Annotated in this window: 20 protein-coding genes; 9 read left to right on the top strand and 11 right to left on the bottom strand. The window is 65.7% G+C overall.

All coding sequences use genetic code 11. The features are described 5' to 3' along the window. Window positions 1–34 precede the first annotated feature (34 nt). From gloB to BMX99_RS09760, 3 genes are all read left to right on the top strand, one after another. Window positions 35–799 carry a hydroxyacylglutathione hydrolase gene (gene gloB / locus BMX99_RS09770; protein WP_093450653.1) on the top strand — a complete coding sequence of 255 codons (765 nt, stop codon included), beginning with the start codon at window positions 35–37 and terminating at the stop codon, window positions 797–799. A 168-nt stretch (window positions 800–967) separates the two neighbouring features. Continuing rightward, a complete protein-coding gene (gene clpA, locus BMX99_RS09765) occupies window positions 968–3,298 on the top strand; it encodes an ATP-dependent Clp protease ATP-binding subunit ClpA (RefSeq protein WP_093450652.1) in 2,331 nt (776 codons plus the stop codon). A 2-nt stretch (window positions 3,299–3,300) separates the two neighbouring features. Next, window positions 3,301–4,299: a M23 family metallopeptidase gene (locus BMX99_RS09760; RefSeq protein WP_093450651.1), complete on the top strand. Its 999-nt coding sequence runs from the start codon at window positions 3,301–3,303 to the stop codon at window positions 4,297–4,299. A gap of 10 nt (window positions 4,300–4,309) precedes the next feature. Here BMX99_RS09760 and BMX99_RS09755 read toward each other — a convergent pair whose 3' ends face one another. The 3 genes from BMX99_RS09755 to BMX99_RS09745 are packed head-to-tail and all read right to left on the bottom strand — an operon-like array spanning window position 4,310 to window position 8,264. Further along, entirely contained in the window at window positions 4,310–6,433 is a 2,124-nt protein-coding gene (locus tag BMX99_RS09755; protein WP_093450650.1) for a peptidoglycan -binding protein, read from the bottom strand. 3 nt (window positions 6,434–6,436) lie between these two features. Next, window positions 6,437–7,669, bottom strand: coding sequence for a biopolymer transporter ExbB (locus BMX99_RS09750; RefSeq protein WP_093450649.1), 1,233 nt, complete (start codon window positions 7,667–7,669; stop codon window positions 6,437–6,439). Window positions 7,670–7,721: 52 nt separating this feature from the next. Then, window positions 7,722–8,264 (bottom strand): gamma-glutamylcyclotransferase, encoded by a 543-nt coding sequence (locus BMX99_RS09745; RefSeq protein ID WP_093450648.1) that lies wholly within the window; start codon window positions 8,262–8,264, stop codon window positions 7,722–7,724. A 65-nt stretch (window positions 8,265–8,329) separates the two neighbouring features. Here BMX99_RS09745 and BMX99_RS09740 point away from each other — a divergent pair, with 65 nt between their 5' ends. Beyond that, window positions 8,330–9,322 carry a DUF2125 domain-containing protein gene (locus BMX99_RS09740; protein WP_093450647.1) on the top strand — a complete coding sequence of 331 codons (993 nt, stop codon included), beginning with the start codon at window positions 8,330–8,332 and terminating at the stop codon, window positions 9,320–9,322. Between the two features lie 25 nt (window positions 9,323–9,347). Here the strand turns inward: BMX99_RS09740 and BMX99_RS09735 are convergent, their stop codons facing one another. The 3 genes from BMX99_RS09735 to hisC are packed head-to-tail and all read right to left on the bottom strand — an operon-like array spanning window position 9,348 to window position 12,141. Then, complete coding sequence (locus BMX99_RS09735; protein WP_093450646.1) at window positions 9,348–10,139, bottom strand: extensin-like domain-containing protein; 792 nt, start codon at window positions 10,137–10,139, stop codon at window positions 9,348–9,350. After that, entirely contained in the window at window positions 10,136–11,056 is a 921-nt protein-coding gene (locus BMX99_RS09730) for a prephenate/arogenate dehydrogenase family protein (protein WP_093450645.1), read from the bottom strand. The genes BMX99_RS09735 and BMX99_RS09730 overlap by 4 nt, the downstream gene beginning before the upstream one ends. Further along, window positions 11,053–12,141, bottom strand: a complete 1,089-nt coding sequence (gene hisC / locus BMX99_RS09725) for a histidinol-phosphate transaminase (RefSeq protein ID WP_093450641.1) — start codon at window positions 12,139–12,141, stop codon at window positions 11,053–11,055. Before hisC ends, BMX99_RS09730 begins: the two co-directional genes overlap by 4 nt. Window positions 12,142–12,309: 168 nt before the next feature. On the opposite strand from hisC, the gene BMX99_RS09720 reads away from it, so the two are divergent. The 3 genes from BMX99_RS09720 (at window position 12,310) to BMX99_RS09710 (ending at window position 15,536) form a co-directional block, all read left to right on the top strand. After that, window positions 12,310–12,702, top strand: a complete 393-nt coding sequence (locus BMX99_RS09720) for an MAPEG family protein (protein WP_093450638.1) — start codon at window positions 12,310–12,312, stop codon at window positions 12,700–12,702. 89 nt (window positions 12,703–12,791) lie between these two features. Next, window positions 12,792–14,021, top strand: a complete 1,230-nt coding sequence (locus tag BMX99_RS09715) for a putative DNA modification/repair radical SAM protein (RefSeq protein WP_093450635.1) — start codon at window positions 12,792–12,794, stop codon at window positions 14,019–14,021. 66 nt (window positions 14,022–14,087) lie between these two features. After that, complete coding sequence (locus tag BMX99_RS09710; RefSeq protein ID WP_093450633.1) at window positions 14,088–15,536, top strand: UdgX family uracil-DNA binding protein; 1,449 nt, start codon at window positions 14,088–14,090, stop codon at window positions 15,534–15,536. A 130-nt stretch (window positions 15,537–15,666) separates the two neighbouring features. Here BMX99_RS09710 and rpsD read toward each other — a convergent pair whose 3' ends face one another. The 4 genes from rpsD to BMX99_RS09690 all read right to left on the bottom strand — a co-directional run bounded on the left by rpsD (window position 15,667) and on the right by BMX99_RS09690 (window position 19,786). Continuing rightward, window positions 15,667–16,287, bottom strand: a complete 621-nt coding sequence (gene rpsD / locus BMX99_RS09705; protein ID WP_093450631.1) for a 30S ribosomal protein S4 — start codon at window positions 16,285–16,287, stop codon at window positions 15,667–15,669. A gap of 254 nt (window positions 16,288–16,541) precedes the next feature. Next, entirely contained in the window at window positions 16,542–17,606 is a 1,065-nt protein-coding gene (locus tag BMX99_RS09700; RefSeq protein ID WP_093450629.1) for a Hint domain-containing protein, read from the bottom strand. A gap of 149 nt (window positions 17,607–17,755) precedes the next feature. Beyond that, window positions 17,756–18,742 (bottom strand): lipid A-modifier LpxR family protein, encoded by a 987-nt coding sequence (locus tag BMX99_RS09695; protein ID WP_093450627.1) that lies wholly within the window; start codon window positions 18,740–18,742, stop codon window positions 17,756–17,758. An 87-nt stretch (window positions 18,743–18,829) separates the two neighbouring features. Beyond that, complete coding sequence (locus tag BMX99_RS09690; RefSeq protein WP_093450624.1) at window positions 18,830–19,786, bottom strand: agmatinase; 957 nt, start codon at window positions 19,784–19,786, stop codon at window positions 18,830–18,832. 224 nt (window positions 19,787–20,010) lie between these two features. Here BMX99_RS09690 and BMX99_RS09685 point away from each other — a divergent pair, with 224 nt between their 5' ends. Next, window positions 20,011–20,970 carry a DUF808 domain-containing protein gene (locus BMX99_RS09685; RefSeq protein WP_093450621.1) on the top strand — a complete coding sequence of 320 codons (960 nt, stop codon included), beginning with the start codon at window positions 20,011–20,013 and terminating at the stop codon, window positions 20,968–20,970. 116 nt (window positions 20,971–21,086) lie between these two features. Here the strand turns inward: BMX99_RS09685 and BMX99_RS09680 are convergent, their stop codons facing one another. Next, on the bottom strand, window positions 21,087–23,357 hold the full coding sequence (locus tag BMX99_RS09680; RefSeq protein WP_093450619.1) for an adenosylcobalamin-dependent ribonucleoside-diphosphate reductase: 2,271 nt from the start codon (window positions 23,355–23,357) through the stop codon (window positions 21,087–21,089). Between the two features lie 157 nt (window positions 23,358–23,514). Here BMX99_RS09680 and BMX99_RS09675 point away from each other — a divergent pair, with 157 nt between their 5' ends. Then, a complete protein-coding gene (locus tag BMX99_RS09675; RefSeq protein ID WP_093450617.1) occupies window positions 23,515–23,946 on the top strand; it encodes a DUF1489 family protein in 432 nt (143 codons plus the stop codon). Window positions 23,947–23,959: the final 13 nt, after the last annotated feature.

Raw genomic sequence — 23,959 nt, 5'->3', positions numbered from 1 at the left:
TGGCCCGACCATATCAAGCGCGAAAGGTTTTGCCATGCCCCTCGAGATCGTGACGGTGCCCTGCCGGTCGGACAATTACGCCTACCTGGTGAAGGGCGACGACGGGGTCTGCATCATCGACGCACCCGAGGCCGCGCCCCTGATCGCCGCCGCGAAAGCGCGCGGCTGGACCCCGGGCGCGCTGATGATCACCCACCACCACGGCGACCACACCGAAGGCACGGCCGAGCTGCGCGCCGCCTTCCCCGGCCTAAAGGTCATGGGCCCCAAGACGGAAGAGGCAAAGATGCCCCCCCTGGACATGGCGCTGACCGAAGGCATGAACGGTGGCAACGGGGATGCCTATACCGTACCTCTGGACGTGCCGGGCCACACCCTGGGACACATCGCCTTTCACTTTCCGAACGCCGGGGTGATTTTCACCGCCGACAGCCTTATGGCCTGGGGCTGCGGCCGCGTCTTCGAAGGCACGATGGAGATGATGCACGCCACGATGCAGAAGCTCGCCGCGCTGCCGCCCGAAACGCTGATCTATTCCGGCCACGAATACACCCTGGGCAACATGAAATTCGCCCTGTCGATCGAGCCGGACAATCCCGACCTGCTGGCCCGTGCCGAAAAGGTGAAGGCGCAGCGCGACCGGGGGGAGCCGACCGTGCCCGTCACTCTGGCCGAGGAACTGGCGACCAATCCCTTCCTGCGCTGCCACGTTCCGGCCGTGGCCCGGGCCGTCGGACTACCCGATGCGACCCCGGAACAGGTCTTTGCCGAGGTCCGCAAACGCAAGGACAGCTTCTGATTTGCCACAAAGCAGGGCCGAAACCCTGTCAAGCGAATAAATGTGAACGGAACGCGACAGAAAACCCTTGAAGACGGCCGCCAATAGACCAAAATTTAATACTATGAGGCCATGGTTGACGCCGGGGCCCGCCCCCGCGCTCCAACCCAGATCAAAAGGAGCATGCGAGTGCCCTCATTCTCGAATACGCTCGAACAGGCAATCCACGCTGCCCTGGCCCTGGCCAATGCGCGGCGTCATGAATTCGCAACGCTGGAGCATCTGCTGCTGGCGCTGATCGACGAACCGGACGCGGCCCGCGTTATGATGGCCTGCTCGGTCGATATCGAAGACCTGCGAAAGACCCTGCTGGAATTCGTCGAAGACGATCTTTCCAACCTTGTCACGGACATCGACGGGTCAGAGGCCGTGCCCACGGCCGCCTTCCAACGCGTGATCCAGCGCGCCGCGATCCATGTCCAGTCGTCGGGCCGGACCGAGGTGACCGGCGCCAATGTCCTGGTCGCGATCTTTGCCGAACGCGAAAGCAACGCGGCCTATTTCCTGCAGGAACAGGACATGACCCGTTACGACGCGGTCAACTTCATCGCCCACGGCGTCGCCAAGGATCCGGCATTCGGTGAAAGCCGCCCGGTCACCGGTGCCGAGAATGAAGAAGAAGCCGTCGCGCAGGCCACCAAGGTCGAAGAAGGCGATGGCAAGGAATCCGCCCTGGCCAAGTATTGCGTCGACCTGAACGCCAAGTCCCGCGAAGGCGACGTGGACCCGCTGATCGGCCGCGCCCACGAGGTTGAGCGCTGCATTCAGGTGCTCTGCCGTCGCCGCAAGAACAACCCGCTGCTGGTTGGCGATCCGGGCGTCGGCAAGACGGCCATCGCCGAAGGTCTGGCGCGCAAGATCGTCGCCGGCGAAACCCCTGCGGTGCTGTCAGAAACCACGATCTATTCGCTCGACATGGGGGCGCTGCTGGCCGGCACCCGCTATCGCGGCGATTTCGAAGAACGCCTGAAGGCCGTCGTGACCGAGCTTGAGGATCATCCCGACGCGGTCCTGTTCATCGACGAGATCCACACCGTGATCGGTGCCGGCGCGACCTCTGGTGGTGCAATGGATGCCTCGAACCTGCTGAAGCCCGCGCTTCAGGGCGGCAAGCTGCGCTGCATGGGATCGACCACCTACAAGGAATTCCGCCAGCATTTCGAAAAGGACCGCGCGCTGTCGCGCCGGTTCCAGAAGATCGACGTGAACGAACCCTCGGTCGAGGATTCGATCAAGATCCTGCAGGGCCTGAAGCCCTATTTCGAAGAGCATCACGGCATCCGCTACACCGCGGACGCGATCAAGACGGCGGTCGAACTCTCGGCCCGCTACATCAACGACCGCAAGCTGCCGGACAAGGCCATCGACGTCATTGACGAGGCCGGCGCCGCCCAGCATCTGGTCGCGGAATCCAAGCGTCGCAAGACCATCGGCACCAAAGAGATCGAGGCCGTCGTGGCCAAGATCGCCCGCATCCCGCCGAAGAACGTCACCAAGGACGATGCCGAGGTTCTGAAGGATCTGGAAACCACGCTGAAACGCGTCGTGTTCGGTCAGGACAACGCGATCGAGGCCCTGTCGTCCGCGATCAAACTGGCCCGCGCGGGCCTGCGCGAACCGGAAAAACCCATCGGCAACTACCTGTTCGCCGGTCCGACCGGTGTCGGCAAAACCGAGGTCGCCAAGCAATTGGCCGACAGCCTGGGCGTGGAACTGCTGCGCTTCGACATGTCCGAGTACATGGAGAAACACGCGGTCTCCCGTCTGATCGGCGCGCCTCCGGGCTATGTCGGGTTCGACCAGGGTGGCCTGCTGACCGACGGCGTCGACCAGCATCCGCATTGCGTGCTGCTGCTGGACGAAATCGAAAAGGCGCATCCGGACGTCTACAACATCCTGCTGCAGGTGATGGACAACGGTCAGCTGACCGACCACAACGGCCGCACGGTGAACTTCCGCAACGTGATCCTGATCATGACCTCGAACGCCGGGGCCTCGGAACAGGCGAAGGCGGCGATCGGATTTGGCCGCGACCGTCGCGAAGGCGAAGACACTGCCGCGATCGAACGCACCTTCACGCCGGAATTCCGCAACCGTCTGGATGCGGTTATCTCCTTCGCGCCGCTCGGCAAAGAGGTGATCCTGCAGGTGGTCGAGAAGTTCGTGCTTCAGCTAGAAGCACAGCTGATGGACCGCAACGTGTCGATCGAACTGACCCGCCCGGCTGCCGAATGGCTCGCCGACAAGGGTTATGACGACAAGATGGGTGCCCGTCCCCTGGGCCGCGTGATCCAGGAACACATCAAGAAGCCCCTGGCCGAGGAACTGTTGTTCGGCAAGCTTGCCAAGGGCGGGCTGGTACAGGTCGGCGTTAAGGACGGCAAGATCGACCTGCGCATCGAAGGGCCGGAAAGCCCGCGTCTCTCGGGCGACAAGCCGCCCCTGCTGACGGCCGACTGATCATGAAGACACCGCGTCTAGCGGGGCAGAGGGCGGGGATCTTCCCCGCCCTTTTGCTATGCCTGTCGGCCCTGCCCGGCCCGGCCATGGCCGAACCGCGCCTGGCCATGCCCGTCGACTGCACCCTGGGCGACACCTGTTTCATCCAGAACTACATGGACCGCGATCCCGGCCCCGGCGCGCAGGATTTCACCTGCGCCGGGCTGAGTTATGACACCCACAAGGGCACCGATTTCGCCCTGCCGACCCTGTCGGAGATGGCCCGCGGCGTCACCGTGCGCGCCGCCGCCGACGGCGTTGTGAAAGGCGCGCGCGACGGGATGATCGACCGCCGCTACACCGAGGCCGAGGATGCGCGCATCGACGGACGCGACTGCGGCAATGGCGTCGTGTTGCTGCATGCGGATGGCTGGGAAACCCAGTACTGCCACCTGAAACAGGGCTCGGTCCAGGTGCGCAACGGCCAGATGGTCAGATCAGGCGACGCACTTGGCCAGATCGGCCTGTCCGGGCGCACCCAGTTCCCGCATCTGCATATCTCGGTCCGGCGCGATGGCGCGCCGGTGGATCCCTTTACCCCCGATGGCGATCCGGGGACATGTCGCGGCGGCGATGCCCGCACGCTCTGGATTGACGACATCGCCTACCAGCCCGGCGGCGTGGTCGCTGCGGGCTTCTCGGTCGATGTGCCCAGCTATGACGCCATCAAGGCCGGTACGCCCAATGTATCGCCCCTGCCCGGCGACGCCCCGGCCATCGTGCTGTGGGGATACGCCTTTGGCGGCCGTCGGGCCGATGTGCTGCAACTGACGATCACCGGCCCCGAGGGGCGCGTTTTCAACACCCGCCAGCTGATCAAGAAGGACCAGGCCCAGTTCTTCCGTGCCGGCGGCAAGCGTCTGAAAGCCCCCCTGCCCGTCGGGAACTACACCGGCACCATCACCCTGATCCGCAACAAGCAGATCGTGTCGCAGCGGCAGGTCACGACGCGGGTAGACTAGCCCCCGAAGCTTAGCGTTCGGTAAACTTCAGCTCGATCCGGCGGTTTGCGGCCCGTGCTTCCTCGGACGTACCTTGGGCAATCGGCTGGAACTCGGCAAAGCCATTGGCCGACAGACGATCCGGCGGGAAGTCCAGGAAATCAACCATGTAACGCACGACCGACAGGGCGCGCGCCTGGCTCAGTTCCCAGTTGTCGCGGAATTCGCCCAGACCGGATAGCGGCACGTCATCGGTGTGCCCGTCGACCCGCAGCATCCAGTCGATGCCCTGCGGGATCTCGGCTGCCAGCGACCGCAGGGTCGCGGCGATCCCGGCGATCTGCTGTTGCCCGGCCTGGGACAGATCCGCGCTGCCCGGGGCAAACAGCACCTCTGACGAGAACACGAACCGGTCGCCGACGATCTGCACACCGGCCTGCCCGGCAAAGACATCGCGCAGCTGGCCGAAGAATTCCGACCGGTATTTCTCCAGCTGATCGCGCTCGGCTTCCAACCGCTTGCGCTCGGCTTCCTCCAGCTCGCGGCGGCGTCTTTCCTCGGCCGCCTTCTGCGCCAGCGCGGCGTTCAGGTCGGTGCCAAGCGACTGAATTTGCACCTGGTTCGCCGCGTCCCGCGCCTTGTAGTCGTCCAGCAGCGATTGCAGGCTGCCCAGCTGGGTGCGCAGCTGCGCCACCTGCTGGTTCAACAGCGCCGTGCGCCGGGCGGCTTCGGCGGATTGTTCCTGTTCCTCGGCCAGATTGCTGCGCGCCTGGGCCAGAAGGGCGGCGCGTTGTTCGGCCTCGCTTAGCGTGGTTTCCGCCGCCTGTTCGGCCTTCAACTTGGCCGCAAGCGCCGCCGCCAGCTGATCGCGCAGGTCGTCGCGATCCACCTGATCCGCCTGGGCCGCGTTCTGCGCAGCCAGCGCCGCTGTCAGTCGCGCGCGCAGATCCGCCATCGAGGCTTCCAGCGCAGCCTTGTCCTGGCGCAGCGCCTCTGCCCCGTCCGAGGCGGCGAGGGCCGCATCCAGACGCGCCTGCAACTCCGCCTGCCCGGCCTCGGCCTGGGCCAGCTGTGCGGCCAGCCCGCCACGGGTTTCCTCGGTATCGGACAGCTGCGCCTGCAGGGTCGAGGCCCGGGCCTGCGCAGCCGCCAGATCCGCCTGAAGCTGCGCCACGGCGGCATCGCGGTCCGACGCGCCCTGTTCGGCCAGCGCCAGCTGATCCCGGGCCGCCTGCAACTGCGCCTCGATCTCTGACACCTGGCCAGTGCTTTCGTTCAGGTTCAGCAATGCTGCCGCCAGCCGCAGGTCCAGGTCCTCCTGCGCTTCTTCGGCGGCGGCCAGAAGGGTCAGCGTTTCCTCGGCCTTGCGGCGTTCTTCTTCCAGCGCCAGCGTCATTGCGGTCAGTTCCGCATCCGCATTGGCCAGCTTTTCGCGCAGCGCCTCGGCGGCGGCGGCTTCGGCCAGGCGGGCCTTTTCCTCGTCGCTCAGCGCGGTTTCCAGATCGGCCACGCGGTCAGACAGCACCCCGCGCGCATCCTCGCCCTCGGCGGCCTGGCGTTCCAGATCCGCGATCAACGCCTCCAGCGCCTCGCGCCGGGCGGCAGCCAGGCGGGCGGCCTCCTGCCCGGCGTCGATTTCCTCACGCGCGGTGGCCAGCGCCAGTTCCAGCGCCTCTTTGTCGGACAGCAGGGTTTCACGTTCCGCCGTAAGATCGGCGACCGTCCCCCGGGCCGCATCGCGTTCCGACAGAAGCGTGGCAACCTGGGCTTCGAAATTGGTGATATCCGCGCGGGCCTGAGCCAGGGCGCGATCCTGATCGGCCCGCTGCTGGGTCAGAGATGCGATCAGCGCAGACTGCGTCGCAAGCTCTTCCCGCGCCTGGTCCAGCGCGCCCGAGGTCCGGTCCAGCGATTGCTCCAACTGGTTGGCACGGTCGCGTTCAAGCCCAAGTGCCCGGCTAAGCAGCGTCACCTCGGAAGAGAGCTGATCCAGCTCGGTCTCCTGGCCGGTGATGGTTTCGCGCAGCACGAACTGCACCACCATGAAGATGGTCAGCACGAAGGTCAGCACCATCAGAAGCCCGGTGACAGCATCCACGTAGCCAGGCCAGATCGCCCCCTGGAACCGGTTCCCCGAGCGCCGCGACAGGGCCATGGATCACTCCCCCCCGCCCGAGGGCTTCTTGGGCGCGTCGGTAAAGGCCGACAGCGGGCGGGTCTGCTGCGGCGTGGGCGCAGACCGTGCGCCCGTAAGGGTGCGGCCAAGCGCGGTGATATCGGCCCGCAGCTCGGCCATGGTTTCTTCGCGCCCGCCCGAGATCTCTTCGAGGATGCGCAGCATCTGCACATCAATCGACCGCAGGCGCATGCGGCTTTCCGCGTCCAGCCCGTCGCCCGCGGCAGGTTCGGCCTTTTCCAGGTGGCGCAACAGCGCCTCCTGCCCCTCGGCCACGCGGCGCATGGTGTCGTTCAGCGGCCCCTGATCGCCGGTGCGATGCAGCAGGCGTTCGATGGTATCGGCCAGATGGGCGATCTTTTCGTCGACCATATTGCGGGAAAGTTCAGAATTGCTGAACGTCTGCTGCAACATGTCGATCTGTTCGTTCATCGTGTCGATGACCGCCGACAGCACCTGCGTATCGGCACCACCTTCGCCCTCGGCGCTGGACAGGCCGATGCGGGTGATGCCCGACAGCCATTCCTCGAGCTCGCGGTAGAACCGGTTCTGACCATGCCCGGCGAACAGTTCCAGCAGGCCGACGATCAGCGATCCGGTAAGACCCAGAAGCGACGACCCGAAGGCCACGCCCATGCCGCCCAGCTGGCTTTCCAGCCCCTTCATCAGGCGGTTGAAGACATCCAGACTGGCCTCTCCGTCCTGGGGGGCCAGGCTGCGGATCGTGTCGACCACGGCCGGAACGGTGGTGGCCAGGCCATAGAACGTCCCCAGAAGACCCAGGAAGATCAGAAGGTTGGTCAGATAGCGCGTGATTTCCCGCGCCTCGTCGATCCGCGTCGCCACAGAATCCAGGATCGAGGCGGTGGAACTGGAGGACAGCTGCATTCGCTTGTTGCGCGACCGCAGCAGCGTTGCCAGCGGGGCCAGCAGACGCGGCACCCGGACGCCTTCGGCACCGCCACGGGCGAAGGCCTCGATCCAGCGGACCGACGACACCAGCTGCCCGGCCTGCCAGAAACAGGCCACCACGCCGATCACGAAGACGAAGAAGATGACGCCGTTCAGATAGGGGTTGGCTTCAAAGATCGGAAGAACGGACGGGCCGGCAAAGACACCCGCCGTCACGGCCAGTCCAAGCGCGATCAGCATCATCACGATCTGACGCACGGGTTGAGAGAATTGCGGATCGGCCTCGCGGTCCGGCTGGTCCATGCGGACAGCTCCTGACACTGGAAATTTGGCTCAGGCTAAGGGGTATCAAGCGTTAAGCCAAGCCATTATCCACTATATCTCGTACTCTGACCGACAAATGATCCAAATCCGGGTCTGCAATCCCAAGTTGGGTCAGATGGCCTGCGGTCTGCCACAGGTATTCGCTGTTCGGCCCCCTGCGCCCATGTGCGCGGGCGATGATCTGCGCCTGGTCTTCCAGCGTCAGCGCCCCGCAGTATTGCCGGTGCGCACGGTCCACCACATAGGACAGCGCCTGCACCCGGCGGCCATCGTCCAACACCACCGGCAGCACCTCTTCGCGGTAGGCCGAGGAGACGAGCTCCCGTTCCCGCAGCGCCGCCAGGATCGCGGCTTCGTCCGCCTGGGGGATGGCAAAGGCCACGCCCCGGCAGATCGCGCCCGCGGCTTCGTCCAGCGCCAGAACCAGGCCCGGCTTTTCCTCGCTTCCGCGGTGGTGAATCGAGGACAAGCAGAAACTGCGGTGATAGCCCGTCAACGTGGCGATCCCGCGGTCGGCCGGAGTGAACTCCGGGTTCCAAATGAGCGATCCGTAGCCGAAAACCCAAGTCGTCATGGCACTGGTCCTTTCCTTCCTCCGGCCTATAACGGCATCACCGATCCAGCAAAAGGGGCCGCCCGTTGAAACGCCTGTTGATTGTCGTCCTTGCCGCCGCCGCCCTGTGGTCTGCCTATTGGCTGGTCGGGGCGCAAAGCAGCCGATCCGCCTTCACCACCTGGTTCGAGGACCGCCGGGCCGAAGGCTGGGTGGCCGAGTATGACGATTTTGCCCTGCGCGGCTTTCCCAATCGCTTCGACGCCACCTGGGAAGGGCTGAGCCTGGCCGACCCCGACAGCGGCCTGGCCTTCGATCTGCCGATCTTCCAGCTTCTGGCGCTGTCCTATCGTCCGACCCATGTGATTGCCGTCGGCCCCCATGCCATCGGCATCGCCACGCCGGCCCAGAAATTCACCCTGGCTAGCGATCAGCTGCGCGCCTCGCTTCGCCTGACGCCGGACGCGGCGCTGGAACTGGAACGCGCGGTTTTGGAAGGCGACAACCTGCTGCTTTCTGGGGCCGAAAGCGCCGGGCTGTCGCATCTGAACCTGGCCGCCGAACGTCTGGGAGACGACGCCACCTATCGCACCGGCATCAATGCCAAGGGGCTCACCCCGCCCATGGCCCTGCTGCAAGAGGTCTTGGGCACCGACGCCCTGCCCGACCGGATGGAAAGCCTGACGCTGGACGCCACCGTCACCTTCGACCGCCCCTGGGACATCACTGCGATCGAAACCGCCCGCCCGCAGCCCCAGATCATCGACCTGACGACGTTGGATGCGCAATGGGGCGTGATGAAGATCCAGGCCAAGGGCCGGATCGAGGCCGACGCCCAGGGTCGGGCCACGGGCACGGTGAACCTTCAGGCGACGCGCTGGCAGGACATGCTGACCATTGCGCGCCAGTCTGGTGCGCTGACTGACACCGCCGCCCGCATGGCCGAGGGGGTCTTGTCCATGGCCGCCCAGGCCTCGGGCAACCCCGACCGGCTGGACGCCGAGATCACGCTGCGCGACGGCCAGGCCTACCTGGGGTTCATCCCGCTTGGTCCCGTGCCGCCGCTGCGTCTGCGTTAAACTTTGCGCTGATCTTCCGCGCGGCCTAGCGGCAGTAACTGCCCGACCGGTAGCGCGCCGTGTCAAAGTGGAAGTGGTCGCGGTGAAAGCGGTTGGCATCGGGGCCAAGCACCGTGCCAAAGGGGCCGCAGGCCGCGCTGTGCATTCGCTTCAGCACCTTGCCGTCACGCCGCGTGCCCCAGCCTTCAAGGACGGAAATCTTGGTGCCGTCGACAAGTGTGAAGCCCGCCACATCCACCGCCCGCCCCTTGCCATGTTCGGACAGTTTCGCGCCCTTCTGGTTGTTGCGCGTCCGGCAGGCGTAATGCGCCACGACCCGGATCTGGGACACCCCGCCGCCGCGTTGACGCACCGCCGGCTTCATGCCGCGATCCACCCAGGTCTTCAGGCTTTTCGCCGTTTTGCAGTCCATCAGCGCATGGGTCGACAGCGCCACGCCCGAAACCGCGCTGACCCGCACCGCCTGGGAAATCCCGCAGGCCCCGGGGCCGCCGACGGCACCGACTTCGACCCCCTGGATGTCCAGATCGCCACAGACCGCCCCGCGCCGCCGGGCGGCCTGCTTGCGGCGGCCGGCCTCTTCGACTTCATCGCTGCGCTTGCGGGGGCGCAGAACGCGCGTCAGGGATGGTGCCACCTTGGGCTGAACCTGCCGGGCCACGCCAAGCGTTTCGGGCCGGTCCGGGATCCGTGGCAAGGCGCGGGCGGAAACCGAACCATCGGCGCGCAGCTGCGGACGCAGCGACGATTGCGGAACCTCGGCCCAGGCCTGCCCGGCCATCAGGCCCACAAGCACAAGGGCGAGGCCCCGTTTCATGCCTTCTTCGGCCCGCCGCGGCCAAAGTCCGGGGCCGCGGTGTCCTGCCCGGCATCAATGATGCCGCGCCGCACCGCGCGTGTGCGGGTGAAGTAATCGAACAGCTGGTCGCCATCGCCGGTGCGGATCGCCCGTTGCAGCGCAAAAAGCTCTTCCGTGAAGCGGCCAAGGATTTCCAGCGTGGCATCCTTGTTGGTCAGGAAGACGTCGCGCCACATGGTCGGGTCCGAGGCCGCGATCCGGGTGAAATCCCGGAAACCCGCGGCCGAGAACTTGATGACCTCCTGATCGGACACCCGGTTCAGGTCATCCGCCACGCCCACCATCGTATAGGCGATAAGGTGGGGGATATGGCTGACCACGGCACAGACCTGATCGTGGTGGCCCACGTCCATCTGTTCGGTCTGGGCGCCAAGCGCCTGCCAGAACTGCTCCAGCCGGGTGGTGGCTTCGGCTTCCGCGCCATGGGGCACGATCAGGCACCAGCGGTTGTCGAAAAGCTCGGCAAAGCCGGACTCGGGGCCGGAATGTTCGGTCCCTGCCATCGGGTGCGCGGGCACGAAATGCACGCCCTCGGGGATATGGGGGGCCACCGCGTCGATCACCGACTGTTTGACCGATCCCACGTCCGTCACCGTCGCGCCCGGCTTCAGCACCGGCGCGATATCCTGCGCGACCTGCGCCATGGCCCCGACGGGCACGCACAGTACCACCAGGTCCGCATCCCGCGCTGCCTCGGCCGCGCTGTCGCAGACCCTGTCGCACAGCCCGATCCGCCGCGCCGTGTCGCGCGTGGCCTCGGACCGGGCATAGCCCGTGACCTCACCCGCGACGCCACCGCGCTTCATCGCCCAGAACATGGACGAGGCAATCAGACCAAGACCGATCAGCGCGACCTTGTTGTAGATCACGCTCATCGCGCGCCGCCCTTGAACTGGCCGATGGCATGGGCCACCCGCCGGCACGAGCTTTCGTCGCCCACGGTGATCCGCAGGCACTGCGGCAGCCCGTAGCCGCCGGTCTGGCGCACCAGAAGCCCCTGCGACCGCAGGTAGGCATCCGCCCCCTCGGCCTCTTCCGCGCTGGCGAAGCGCGCCAGGATGAAGTTCGCGCAAGAGGTGTCCGAGGGCACGCCGTGTTCGGCCAGCGCCTCGGCCATCCAGGCACGCAGCCGGGTGTTGTTGTCGCGCGACTTCTCGACATGCGCCTGGTCGCGCACCGCTGCTTCGGCCACGGCCAGCTGCGTGTTCGACAGGTTGAAGGGCTGCCGCAGACGGTTCAGCACGTCGATGATCTCTTGCGGGCCATAACCCCAGCCGATGCGCAGCCCGCCCAGCCCGTAGATCTTCGAAAAGGTCCGCGTCATCACCACGTTCGACCGGCCATCGACCAGCCGCACGCCGCCGTCATAGCCTTCGACATATTCCGCATAGGCCCCGTCCAGCACCAGCAGGCACTGTTCGGGCAGGCCGGCGGCCAGACGCGCCACCGCATTGCCACCGATCATCGTGCCGGTCGGGTTGGCGGGGTTCGCCAGATAGACCAGCCGCGTCCGGTCGGTGCAGGCGTTCAGGATCGCATCGACGTCAACCACGCGGTCGCGTTCCGGCACCTTCACCGGCGTCGCCCCCACCATGTTGGCGAAGATCGGATACATCGAGAACCCGTGTTCGGTATAGATCACCTCGTCCCCCGGACCGGCATAGGCCTGGGCCAGCAGGGTCAGGATCTCGTCCGAGCCGACACCGCAGATGATCTGCTCGGGGTTCAGCCCGTATTGATCGCCGATCGCCCCGCGCAGCGACGCGTGATCGGTGTTGGGATAGCGATGCAGATCATGGCCCGCGCGCATATAGGCATCGCGCGCCGCCTCTCCGGCCCCATAGGGGTTTTCGTTCGAAGACAGTTTGACCACGTCGGTGACGCCCTCGATCTTGGACGCGCCACTCTTGTAAAGTTCGATCTCAAGGATCCCCGGCTGGGGTTTGATCTGTTCGCTCATCACGACACCGCTTTCTGTTCCCGACCGTCTTAGCGGGCGATCCCGCGCAAGGCCAGCACCCCGCGTCAAGCTGAGGCTTTCACACCACAATGTTCCGCTGCGGCACACTGGACCTGTGACGCGCCCGGGTTAGGATCCAGTCCATTAACGCGACCCCGGGGGACCGCCATGACCGTCACGCTTCTCATCCTCGCCTCTGTTCTGGGCTTTGTGCATATCTTCGCGGCCATCTTGGTTGAAACCCGGATCCGCGGGTCGGCCTGGAACGCCGGTCCGCGCGACCATACCGACCCCGAGGACGTGCCGGTGATCGTCGGCCGCCTGCGCCGGGCACAGGCCAACTTCCTGGAAACCTTCCCCTTCTTCGCCACCCTGATGCTGATCTGCCTGGTCTCGGGCACCGAGGACTGGCGCGTTACCACCGGCGGCTGGATCTACCTTGCGGCCCGCGCGGCCTATCTTCCGATCTACGCCAAGGGTACGCCGGGCATCCGGTCGCTGATCTGGCTGGTCTCGATCCTCGGCATCGCGCTGATCGGCTGGGCGGCGACTGCGGGCTGACCCCTCCTCACGAAAATTTTGACGCCCGGGTATACTGCCTTGCCCGGGCTTTTCTTGCGCCTGCGCCCATGTGAACATATCATGAACACATGCCCAGAACGCTTGATGAAAAACTCGCCATCCTCTCCGACGCCGCGCGCTACGATGCCTCCTGCGCGTCCTCCGGCACGAGCCGGCGCGACAGCCGCTCGGGCGGGCTGGGATCGACCGAAGGCTCGGGCATCTGCCATGCCTATGCGCCGGACGGACGCTGCATTTCCCTGCTGAAGATCCTGATGACGAACTTCTGCATCTACGACTGCGCCTATTGCATCAACCGCGCATCCTCCAACACGCCGCGCGCCCGCTTCACCCCGCAGGAGGTCATCGATCTGACGCTGGAATTCTACCGGCGCAACTATATCGAAGGGCTGTTTCTCTCCTCGGGGATCATCCGCTCTCCGGATGCGACGATGGAGGACATGGTCACCATCGCCCGCAAACTGCGGCAGGAGCATGGCTTCAAGGGCTACATCCACCTCAAGACCATCCCCGACGCCGCGCAGGAGCTGATCGACCAGGCCGGCCTCTATGCCGACCGGCTGTCGATCAACGTCGAACTGCCGACCGAACAATCCGTGCGCGCCTATGCGCCCGAGAAATCCCCGGCCACGATCCGCGACGCCATGCAGCGGGTGAAAACCCGCCGCACCGCCAGCAAGGACCGCACCCACACGGGTAAGCGGCCGCCGAAATTCGCACCTGCGGGTCAATCGACGCAGATGATCGTCGGGGCCGATGCCTCGACCGACCGCACGATCCTGTCGCAATCCACCCGGCTTTACGGTGATTTCGGCCTGCGCCGCGTCTATTACTCGGCCTTCTCTCCGATCCCCGACAGCAGCGCCATGCTGCCCCTGATCAAGCCGCCGCTGATCCGTGAACACCGGCTTTATCAGGCCGACTGGCTGATGCGGTTCTACGGCTTCGACGTGGGCGAAATCACCGCCGCCCGCGCCGATGGCAACCTCGACCTGCAGCTGGACCCGAAACTGGCCTGGGCACTGGCAAACCGCCACCTTTTCCCGGTTCAGGTCCAGACCGCCGACCGCGACCTGCTGCTGCGCGTGCCGGGGTTCGGCACCCGCACCGTGCAGCGCATCCTGACCGCGCGCCGTCACCGAACCCTGGCCTATGACGACCTGAAACGCACCGGGGCCAACCTGAAGAACGCCCACCCCTTCATCACCCTGCGCCACTGGTCGCCCGGGGCCCTCACCGACAGCGCCGACCTGCGTGCCCGCTTCGCGCCTCCGCCGGAACAGCTCTCGCTCTTCTGACATCCTCTTGCCGAAAATATCCCCGCCGGAGGCTCTGCCCCCTCGGGGGCAGATCAGGAGCTTTCCATGCAGACCATCGCCCTGCCCCGGATCGGAACGGATCATGCCTGGCGTGATGCCGCGCGTCGGCACCTTGGCCTCGGCACCCCGCCCGAGGATCTGCTGTGGGCCTTCGACGCCCCGGCGCAGACCGACCTGTTCGGCAGTCCCGAGGCACCCGCCCCCACACCATCCCCCGCGCTGACCATGCCGCGCGCCGCGCTGGACCTGGCCGACCGCGTCGTCTGGCACGCCGATCCGCAGCGCTTCGCCCGGCTTTATGCCTTCTTCTGGCGGCTGAAATCACAGCCCGGGCTGATCCGCGACACCGCCGATCCCGACCTGATCCAGCTGCGCCAGATGGAGAAAAACACCCGCCGCTGCGCCCACAAGATGAAGGCCTTCGTGCGCTTTCGCGACATCGCCCCTGGGACGGACGGCCGCCGCCGCTTTGCCGCCTGGTTCGAACCGACGCACCACACGGTCGAACCCACGGCCCCCTTCTTCGCCCGCCGCTTTGCCGACATGGACTGGATGATCGTCACCCCTGATGTCACCGCCCGGTTCGAGGACGGTGTGCTGCGTTTCTCCCCCGGCTCCCCCCGTCCCGACCTGCCCGAGGATGCGACGGAAGAGCTGTGGGGCACCTATTTCTGCAACATCTTCAACCCCGCGCGGGTGAAGATCAGCGCCATGACATCCGAGATGCCGCGCAAGTACTGGCACAACATGCCCGAGGCGAAACACATCCCCCGGCTGATCGCCGAGGCCGAGGCCCGCACCCGCGAGATGGCCGACCGTGCGCCCTCGCTCCCTCCGGTCCGTGCCGCTGCCATCCGCCGCAGCCTGCCCGAAGCGCCCGTTCAGACCATGGATGCCCTGCGCGCCCGCGCCGCTGCGGCCAATGAAACGCAAGACAATGGCTATGGCCGCATCATTCTGGGCGAAGGGCCGCAGCCCGCGCCGCTGATGGTGATCGGTGAACAGCCCGGCGATGTCGAAGACCAGCAGGGCCGCCCTTTTGTCGGCCCCGCCGGCCAGATGTTCGACAGCGCCGCCCAGACCGCCGGCCTGCCGCGCAAGGCCTGCTTCGTGACCAATGCGGTCAAGCGCTTCCGCTATACCCTGCGCGGCAAGCGGCGGCTGCACCACCCGCCCGATAGGGGCGACATCGCGCATGGCAAATGGTGGCTGGAGCATGAGATCGCCCTGACCCGCCCGCGGCTGATCCTGGCCATGGGTGGCACGGCGGCGCTGACCCTGACCGGCCGGAAAGACGGCCTTCTGGCACGGCGCGGCGGGGTCGAGGAAACCGCCCATGGCCCGGTTCTGCTGACCCTGCACCCGGCCTATATCCTGCGCCTGGCGGACGCGACCGCACGGGCCGAGGCGCTGGACGCCTATACCCAGGACCTGGCCAAGGCGGCGCATATGACGGGGCTGGCCCTGCCCCTGCGGGCGCAGGGCCGGGCATAAATTGCAGCCCTGAACAGCGCGACCGATCCAGACACCACAAACCGACCGGACAACGAAAAAGGGCCGCACCATCCGGTGCGGCCCCTGTCCCTCGCAAACTGTTGTCCGAAATGTCGGATCAGTTCAGCAATTAGTTCTGTGCGTAGTATTCGATAACCAGGTTCGGTTCCATGATGACCGGGTAGGGCACATCCGACAGGCCGGGGGTGCGCACGAAGGTCGCGGTCAGCTTGGAGTGGTCGACTTCCATGTAGTCGGGAACGTCACGCTCGGGCAGCTGCACGGCTTCCAGAACGACGGCCAGCTGCTTGGACTTCTCGCGAACCTCGATCACGTCGCCTTCCTTCACACGGTAGGAGGGGATGTTGACGCGCTTGCCGTTCACGGTCACGTGGCCGTGGTTGACGAACTGACGGGCTGCGAAGACGGTCGGCACGAACTTGGCGCGGTAGACGACGGCGTCCAGGCGGCGCTCGAGCAGGCCGATCAGGTTCTCGCCGGTGTCACCCTTGGTCCGGGCTGCGTCACCGTAGATGCGCTTGAACTGCTTTTCGGTCAGGTCGCCGTAGTAGCCTTTCAGCTTCTGCTTTGCGCGCAGCTGCAGGCCGAAGTCGGACATCTTGCCCTTGCGGCGCTGGCCGTGCTGGCCGGGGCCGTATTCACGACGGTTGACCGGGGATTTCGGACGACCCCAGATGTTTTCGCCCATCCGGCGGTCGATTTTGTACTTGGCAGACGTACGCTTGGTCACGGTCTGATCTCCTTCTTGGGGTGCTCATCCGCCCTTGCGGGCCTTTTCGCACCGATGTGTGAAGGGCGTTGTCCTTTGCCGCAGCGCCTGTCCCCGTGGGGAAGTTGCCTTGGCCGACAGGATTCCCCTTGCGGGGGCCACCAACACCAATGAAGCCGCGCTTATACGGGCTGATTGGAGGGAGTCAACAGCTGTGATCGGGAAAACCGCCCGCCCCGCCGTGCAGGGTCCGGCCGTTCGCCAGAACGCCCGCGTCAGGCGGCGTCGTGCATCATGATCGCCGCCTCGGCCCGGGTCAGGTTGCGCCGGGCATAGCCGCCATAGGTCATCGGATCCTCGGCCACGTCGGGCATGCCGGTCAGCAGACGATCGCGGTCCGACTGCGACAGGGCCGACAGGGCGGCGCTGGCGGGGTGGAAGCTTTCGGTTTCGACGCCATTGGCCCAAATCACCTGATGCGCGGGCAGCAGCAGGTGGACATATGTGACCTCGCGCAGACGCAGGTCCTGCACGACCGAAGACCCGTTGACCAGATCGCGGGCCCGCACCAGCACCTCGGGGGTGTTGAACAGCGCCTGCGCCACCCGGCCTGTCACCAGCATCCGGTGTTCCGGCGAGACAAGGAATTCGTCGTCCGGCCGGTCGATACCGAAGGCCCCGGCACGGATGCGGATCGGGCGCAGTTCGGGCATGGTGTATAGCCGCGCGCCGGACATGCGGCGGGCCCCGGCCCAGAGCACCTCTTGCGCGCCATTGTCCTTGGTCAGCACCTTGTCGCCTTCGCGCAGATCCTCGACCGGGACCGCGCCGTAAGGGGTGGCGATCCGCGTGCCGGGGGTGAAACAGATCACCCCGCCACCGCCCTGCCCCATTCGGGCCCGGCGGCGCGTCGCGGCACGGTAGGACACGACCCAGAGGTCGCGGCGCTGCGGCGGCACCCCATCGACGAACATCACCAAAGGGGCCAGCCCATTGCCCAGTTCGATCAGCGTCGCCGCATAGGAAAACCGCCCGTCGGTGACCGCAAAGCCGCCGTCCATCAGGGGATCGTCTTCGTACCCCGGTTCGTCCGCGGTGCCGTCCGCCAGCACCTGCCCGACCAGACGCCGCACCGATCGCGCCGCCCGCCGGCGCAGGTCGCGCCCGTCATCGCCCATGTCCAGATGTAGAAGATCGCCCGGTCCGTCGACCCGGGTTGCCTCGCCCCGCCATGACCAGCTGGCCCCGATCCGCAGTGCGTGCACACCCGCACCGCGCAGACCGTCAAGCGCCGTCTGGTCCCATGCGATGACGAACGTGCCCTTATAGCCCGTTGCCATGCCTGTATCCGCCTTCCCATTCTTGGGTTCTGCTCACGCCGGTCTTTTTCGACCGATCAGATTGAGATCAGGTTAGCAAACTTCGCATGGCGCGAAAAGAGTCCACAAGCACAGGGGCGTTTCGCCCCTCCCGCGCCCCGGCCGCATCCTTAATACTGGTACGAGATCCGCAGCCCGCCGATCAGCTGGCCTTCGTACTGGCCCTTGAATTCAGGCCCCAGCCAGGTCAGCCCGTAGAACCCGCGCCAGCGGTCCTTCTGCCAGTGCATGCCCAGCCGCACCCGCGTGCGGGCATCGGTAATCTGGTTGCGCGCGGCCGGCAGGTAGAGGCTTTGCCCCACATGGGCCACATCCGCCCCGGCGACAAAGGTGATGCCGTCGGGCGCACGGCGCACCGCGCGATAGCGGAAGCCGGTGACCGGATCGCGCACCATCAGCTCTCCTTCTCCGGCGGGGCCGAGGGCAAAGTCGAACCCGACGCGGACCATATCCTCAACCCCGCCGCGAAGCTCGACAAAGGGGCGCAGCCGCGCGCCGTCGGCCAGGGTATAGCTGCGCCCGGCCTCGATCACCGCAGACCCGTGCACGCCATTGGGGATCTGCGACGCCCGCACCAAAGCCGAGGCCGTGTGATCAAAGCGTGTCACCCGGTGCAGCCAGTGCTGAAAGTCGATCAGATGCACCTGCGGGCCGGTGATGACGGCATCGGCCCCGGCCGCGATGTCCCATCCGCCCCGGGCGAAATGGCTGTGCAGCCCGAAGGACAGCGCCTGGGAATAGGGCCGGTCGCCGGTCCAGTTCAGATCCAGCCGGGCGGGGGCGATGACTTCGCCCAGCACGCGGAATTCCACCAGCGCGCCGGGGCGTGTGGGCAGCGCGCCGGTCCACTCCGATCCGAAGATATAGGACGACGCGACGGACCCGGTGCGCCAGCGGTCATAGCGATCCCCGAAGACATCGTTCACCACCAGGCGTTCATGCCCCAGGAAAGGCAGCCCAAAGATCCGGCGCGGCGCATCCTTGTCCCGCGTGCCCTGGGCCAGGGTGACCGCAGGTATCAGGGCGACCGTCAGGCAAATGGCCAGCGCGGAAACAAGACGGGAAATGGGGCCAAAATTGGGGGACATCTGGCGCATGGCGCGGGCTCCTACTGGACGGATCCTGAATAGCCCGCCGCGCGCCACGCGCCAAGCAAAGCCGCACCCGTTCCGCGTGTATTCGCCCTAGCCGTCCCGGTGATGCAACACCCGCCCCAGCACGTTCATCAGCAGCTGCGCCGCCAGGATCGAGGTCACGCCCGCCGGGTCGTGATCCGGCGAGACCTCGACCAGATCCAGGCCCACGATCTCGCCCCGCTGCGACAGGGCGTCGATCAGCTCCAGCACCTCGTAATAAAGGAACCCGCCGTGGCTCGGCGTGCCCGTGCCCGGCGCGATCGAGGGGTCGAAGGCGTCGATGTCGATGCTCAGGTAATAGCGCTCGCCCTCGGGGATGCGGGCGATCAGCGCCTCGCCGCCCATCTTGCGCGCCTGCCGGACCGAGATGATGTCGGACCCCATGCCCCGCGCCGCGTCATAGCCGTCCTTCGCGGTCGAGGACACGTTGCGGATGCCGATCTGGGTCAGCCCCGAGACCCAGGGCTTTTCCGCCGCCCGCCGCATCGCATTGCCATGGCCGTTGCGCACACCGTGGCGTTCGTCGACGAAATCCAGATGGGCGTCGATCTGCACCAGATGAAAGGGCTCTTCCCCGTCGAAGGCGTTGATGCAGGGAATATTGACCGAATGATCGCCGCCGATCACCACCGGCAGCGCCCCCGCCGCCAGCATCTTGCGCACGCCGTATTCGATGTTGCGATGGCTTTGCGCGGTATCTGTATGCACGATGTCCGCGTCACCGATATCAACGATCGAAACGCGGTGCGGTTCAAGATAGGTGATGTCGTCTTCGTGGTCATAGGCCCCGGCGTGCCCGAAGGAAAACAGGGTCGAGGCCTCGCGGATCGCGCGCGGCCCCATCCGCGCGCCGGTGCGCCACTGGGTGCCCCCGTCAAAGGGCGCGCCCATCACCGCGACATCGGCGTCGATCGTGTCCCAATCCTCGACATATGGGTATTTCCCGAAGGTGCAGATCCCGACGAATGGCAGGTTCAGCCGCCCGTTGTCATAGCCGTGTTTCATCTTGTCCCCGTTCTGTCCCCGTCTTCTGCGGGTCCGGTCCCCGTCCTGACCCTGCCCTTACCCCGCGCAACACCGGCATCCAAATTGATGCCACAGCGGGGGCCTTTGCCCCCATTAGGGCATATTTCGCGCCTGCTGTCCCGCAGCAAGATCCGGCAATTGCACCCTTTTCCGATCCGCATCAGAGGCTATGTTGTGACAAACGCGAACACGGGACGAGTGACATGAGCGGACTTCTAGCCCTTCTGGATGACGTGGCGGCCATCGCAAAGATCGCGGCCGCTTCGGTCGATGACGTGATGGGCCAGGCGGTCAAGGCCTCGACCAAGGCGGCGGGGGCGGTGATCGACGACGCCGCCGTGACGCCGAAATACCTGCACGGCTTCAGCGCCGAGCGCGAATTGCCCATCGTCTGGAAGATCGCCCGCGGATCGCTGTTCAACAAGATCGTCATCCTGCTGCCCATTGCGCTGCTGCTATCGGCCTTCCTGCCGATGCTGATCTATCCGCTGCTGATGCTGGGTGGCGGATACCTATGTTATGAAGGCGCAGAGAAGGTCTGGCACGCGCTTAGTCCCAAGCACCACGATCAGGCCGATGCGGTGGCCAAGATGGAAAAGACCGGCGCGCATCTTGAGGAACAGAAGGTCAAGGGCGCGATCAAGACGGATTTCATCCTCTCGGCCGAGATCATGACCATCGTGCTTTCCGCCCTGCCCGAGGGTCAGCCCTTCTGGCTACAGGCCGCCGCCTTGGGCGTGGCCGGTATCCTGATCACCCTTGCGGTCTATGGCGCGGTGGCGCTGATCGTGAAGGCCGATGACCTTGGGCTGGCCATGGCCGATCATGGCCGTCTGGGGATCACCCGGCGGCTGGGCGCCTTTATCGTGCGCGCCATGCCCGTCTTCATGCAGCTGCTGATCATCGTCGGCACCGCCGCGATGATCTGGGTCGGCGGGTCGATCCTTGTGCATGGCCTGAACGAACTGGGCTGGCACCTGCCCTATGACACGATCCACCACATTGCTGTCGACCTGGCCAGCGGGGCAGCCGACCTGGCCGGAGCGGTCGAATGGACCGTGACCGCCTTCCTGGACGGGGTGATCGGGCTGATCACCGGCGCGATCCTGATCCCCGTGGTCGGCGCGGTGTCGGGCCTGTTCGGCAAGAAACCCGCCCATTGATCCGGAAGCGGCGGGCCACGCCGCCGCCCCCCTCACCAAAACAATGGCCCCGCACCAAACAAAAGGCCCCCTCAGATCGCTCTGCGGGGGCCTTTTCATGTCACGTCAGACCGCGATCAGCCGCACTTGGAATGACCGCAGGAAGAACAGGTCATGCAGCCCTCGATCATCACCATGGAATACTGACCGCAGGACGGGCAGGCCTTGCCGCGGTTCGCGCCTTCCAGCCCGACGACACGGGCGGTCGGGTCGGTCTTCAGCCCGGCCCCTTCGCTTTCGATAAAGCCGGTGGCAACCAGGTGCGTTTCGATCACGCCGCCGATGGCCGCCAGGATCGAGGGGATGTACTTGCCCTTGATCCAGGCCCCGCCGCGCGGGTCGAAGACGGCCTTCAACTCTTCGACCACAAAGGACACATCGCCCCCGCGCCGGAACACGGCACTGATCATCCGCGTCAGCGCCACGGTCCAGGCGAAATGCTCCATGTTCTTGGAATTGATGAAGACCTCGAAGGGACGGCGGCGGCCACCGACGATGATGTCGTTGATCGTCAGATAGATCGCGTGTTCGCTGTCGGGCCACTTCAGCTTGTAGGTATTGCCTTCCAGCGTCTGCGGGCGGTCCAGCGGATCCTGCAGGTGGATGACGTCGCCGCCTTCCGTGGGCATCGGCGCGGGATCTTCCTCTTTCGAGGATTCCACCGACAGGACGGACCCGGTCACATCGTTCGGACGGTAGGTCGTGCAGCCCTTGCAGCCGGTGTCCCAGGCTTCCATGTAGACGTCCTTGAAGTCGTCAAAGGAAATGTCCTCGGGGCAGTTGATCGTCTTCGAGATCGAGCTGTCGACCCATTTCTGCGCCGCTGCCTGCATCTTGACATGCTCCAGCGGGGCCAGCGTCTGGGCGTTTACGAAATAGTCGGGCAGCGGGGCGTCGCCCTTCACGTCGCGCCACATCTGCACGGCGTAGTCGGTGACCTTCTCTTCGGTGCGCGACCCGTCCTTCTGAAGCACCTTGCGGGTGTATTCATAGGCAAAGACCGGCTCGATCCCGGAACTGACGTTCCCGGCATAAAGCGAAATCGTCCCCGTCGGCGCAACGGACGTCAGCAGCGCATTGCGGATGCCGTGTTCGGCCACCGCTGCGCGCACATCCTCGTCCATCGCCTGCATCGTGCCCGAGGCCAGGTAGGCCTCCGCATCGAACAGCGGAAACGCGCCCTTTTCCTTCGCCAGATCGACCGAGGCCAGATAGGCCTCGCGCGCGATCAGGCGCATCCAGGCTTCGGTCTGCGCCGCCGCGTCGTCCGAGCCATAGCGCAGTCCGACCATCAGCAGCGCATCCGCCAGCCCGGTAACGCCCAGACCGATGCGGCGCTTGGCCTCGGCCTCGCGGGCCTGCGCCTCAAGCGGGAAGTTCGAGGCATCGACGGTATTGTCCATCATCCGCACGGCCATGCGCACCAGATTGGCGAGCTTGGCCTCGTCCAGCTGTGCGGCGTCCTCAAACGGGCTCACCACCATCCGCGCCAGGTTGACCGAGCCCAGAAGGCAGGCCCCATAGGGCGGCAGCGGCTGTTCCCCGCAGGGGTTGGTCGCGGCGATGGTTTCGCAATAGCTCAGGTTGTTGGCCTGGTTGATGCGGTCGATGAAGATCACGCCCGGCTCGGCGTAATCATAGGTCGCCTGCATGATGCGGTTCCACAGATCGCGCGCCTGAAGCGTGTGATAGACCTTGCCGTCAAAGACCAGATCCCAGGACCCGTCGGCCTTCACGGCCTCCATGAAGGGATCGGTGACCAGCACGGACATGTTGAACATGCGCAGCCGGGCCGGATCGGACTTGGCGGCGATGAATTGCTCCACGTCCGGGTGATCGCAGCGCATGGTCGCCATCATGGCACCCCGGCGCGAGCCTGCGGACATGATCGTGCGGCACATCGCATCCCAGACATCCATGAAGGACAGCGGGCCGGATGCATCCGCCGCCACGCCCTTCACATCCGCGCCCTTGGGCCGGATGGTCGAGAAATCATAGCCGATGCCGCCGCCCTGCTGCATGGTCAGCGCGGCCTCTTTCAGCATGTCGAAAATGCCGCCCATGTTGTCGGGGATCGTGCCCATGACGAAACAGTTGAACAGCGTCACCTTGCGCGCGGTGCCGGCCCCTGCGGTGATCCGGCCGGCGGGCAGGAACTGGAAATCCTCCAGCGCGCCATAGAACCGCTCTTCCCAGGTGTCGCTGTCCTTTTCCACCGCCGCCAGGGCGCGCGCGATCCGTCGCCAGCTGTCTTCGACCGTGCGATCAATGGCCGTACCATCGGCCTCTTTCAAACGGTACTTCATATCCCATACCTGTTCGGCAATGGGCGCGGCAAAGCGGGTCATGGGAATCACCTTATCAGCAGCTGGGTGTACGGGCGGCCTTCCTACACTATCTTGAGCCGAGTGCCATCAGAAATGCCCCACGCGGACGAGTCCCCGCCCTTGCGGACATCAACGGATGGTTTATCCTTAACGACAGCTTACCAGATCTGGGGGGATCATGGCAAAACACGTGAACCTGATCAAACTCTCCGTCGGCACCGAAAGCGTCGCGGACCTCGCCGCCTGGCAGAAGACCCGCCAGGCGCTGGCCGCGGACGGCAACCCGCGCCACGTCACCCGGATGTTCCCCAAGCGCGTCGATGAGATCCTGGACGGTGGCTCGATCTACTGGGTCATCAAAGGGATCATCCAGTGCCGCCAGCGGATTCTCTCCCTGGACGAGGTCGACCGCGGTGACGGCATCCGCCGCTGCGCCATTGTTCTGGACCCGGAACTGCACCACACCGCCGCCTCGCCGCGCCGCCCCTTCCAGGGCTGGCGCTACCTCAAACCCGAGGATACGCCCCCCGACCTCTCGACCAAACGCGCCAATGACGATGCGCTGCCCGCCGACCTGTCCCAGGCCCTGGCGGACATCGGCGTGCTTTAAATACAAAGGGGAC

Origin of the sequence: Pseudooceanicola nitratireducens, from assembly GCF_900109195.1 — a bacterium.
Lineage (GTDB): Bacteria > Pseudomonadota > Alphaproteobacteria > Rhodobacterales > Rhodobacteraceae > Pseudooceanicola > Pseudooceanicola nitratireducens.
The sequence above is the reverse complement of the archived record's forward strand: the minus strand, read 5'-3'. Positions and strand labels throughout refer to the sequence as shown.

Excerpts from the sequence above, each read along its gene's own strand:
- BMX99_RS09750 (WP_093450649.1), bottom strand. The coding sequence starts at position 7,669 with ATGGACCAGCCGGACCGCGAGGCCGATCCGCAATTCTCTCAACCCGTG.
- BMX99_RS09690 (WP_093450624.1), bottom strand. The coding sequence starts at position 19,786 with ATGAAACACGGCTATGACAACGGGCGGCTGAACCTGCCATTCGTCGGG.
- BMX99_RS09695 (WP_093450627.1), bottom strand. The coding sequence starts at position 18,742 with ATGCGCCAGATGTCCCCCAATTTTGGCCCCATTTCCCGTCTTGTTTCC.
- BMX99_RS09730 (WP_093450645.1), bottom strand. The coding sequence starts at position 11,056 with ATGAGCGTGATCTACAACAAGGTCGCGCTGATCGGTCTTGGTCTGATT.
- gloB (WP_093450653.1), top strand. The coding sequence starts at position 35 with ATGCCCCTCGAGATCGTGACGGTGCCCTGCCGGTCGGACAATTACGCC.
- hisC (WP_093450641.1), bottom strand. The coding sequence starts at position 12,141 with ATGAGCGAACAGATCAAACCCCAGCCGGGGATCCTTGAGATCGAACTT.
- BMX99_RS09720 (WP_093450638.1), top strand. The coding sequence starts at position 12,310 with ATGACCGTCACGCTTCTCATCCTCGCCTCTGTTCTGGGCTTTGTGCAT.
- BMX99_RS09700 (WP_093450629.1), bottom strand. The coding sequence starts at position 17,606 with ATGGCAACGGGCTATAAGGGCACGTTCGTCATCGCATGGGACCAGACG.
- BMX99_RS09755 (WP_093450650.1), bottom strand. The coding sequence starts at position 6,433 with ATGGCCCTGTCGCGGCGCTCGGGGAACCGGTTCCAGGGGGCGATCTGG.
- BMX99_RS09735 (WP_093450646.1), bottom strand. The coding sequence starts at position 10,139 with ATGAAACGGGGCCTCGCCCTTGTGCTTGTGGGCCTGATGGCCGGGCAG.
- BMX99_RS09685 (WP_093450621.1), top strand. The coding sequence starts at position 20,011 with ATGAGCGGACTTCTAGCCCTTCTGGATGACGTGGCGGCCATCGCAAAG.
- BMX99_RS09715 (WP_093450635.1), top strand. The coding sequence starts at position 12,792 with ATGCCCAGAACGCTTGATGAAAAACTCGCCATCCTCTCCGACGCCGCG.
- BMX99_RS09675 (WP_093450617.1), top strand. The coding sequence starts at position 23,515 with ATGGCAAAACACGTGAACCTGATCAAACTCTCCGTCGGCACCGAAAGC.
- BMX99_RS09745 (WP_093450648.1), bottom strand. The coding sequence starts at position 8,264 with ATGACGACTTGGGTTTTCGGCTACGGATCGCTCATTTGGAACCCGGAG.
- BMX99_RS09680 (WP_093450619.1), bottom strand. The coding sequence starts at position 23,357 with ATGACCCGCTTTGCCGCGCCCATTGCCGAACAGGTATGGGATATGAAG.
- BMX99_RS09760 (WP_093450651.1), top strand. The coding sequence starts at position 3,301 with ATGAAGACACCGCGTCTAGCGGGGCAGAGGGCGGGGATCTTCCCCGCC.
- BMX99_RS09710 (WP_093450633.1), top strand. The coding sequence starts at position 14,088 with ATGCAGACCATCGCCCTGCCCCGGATCGGAACGGATCATGCCTGGCGT.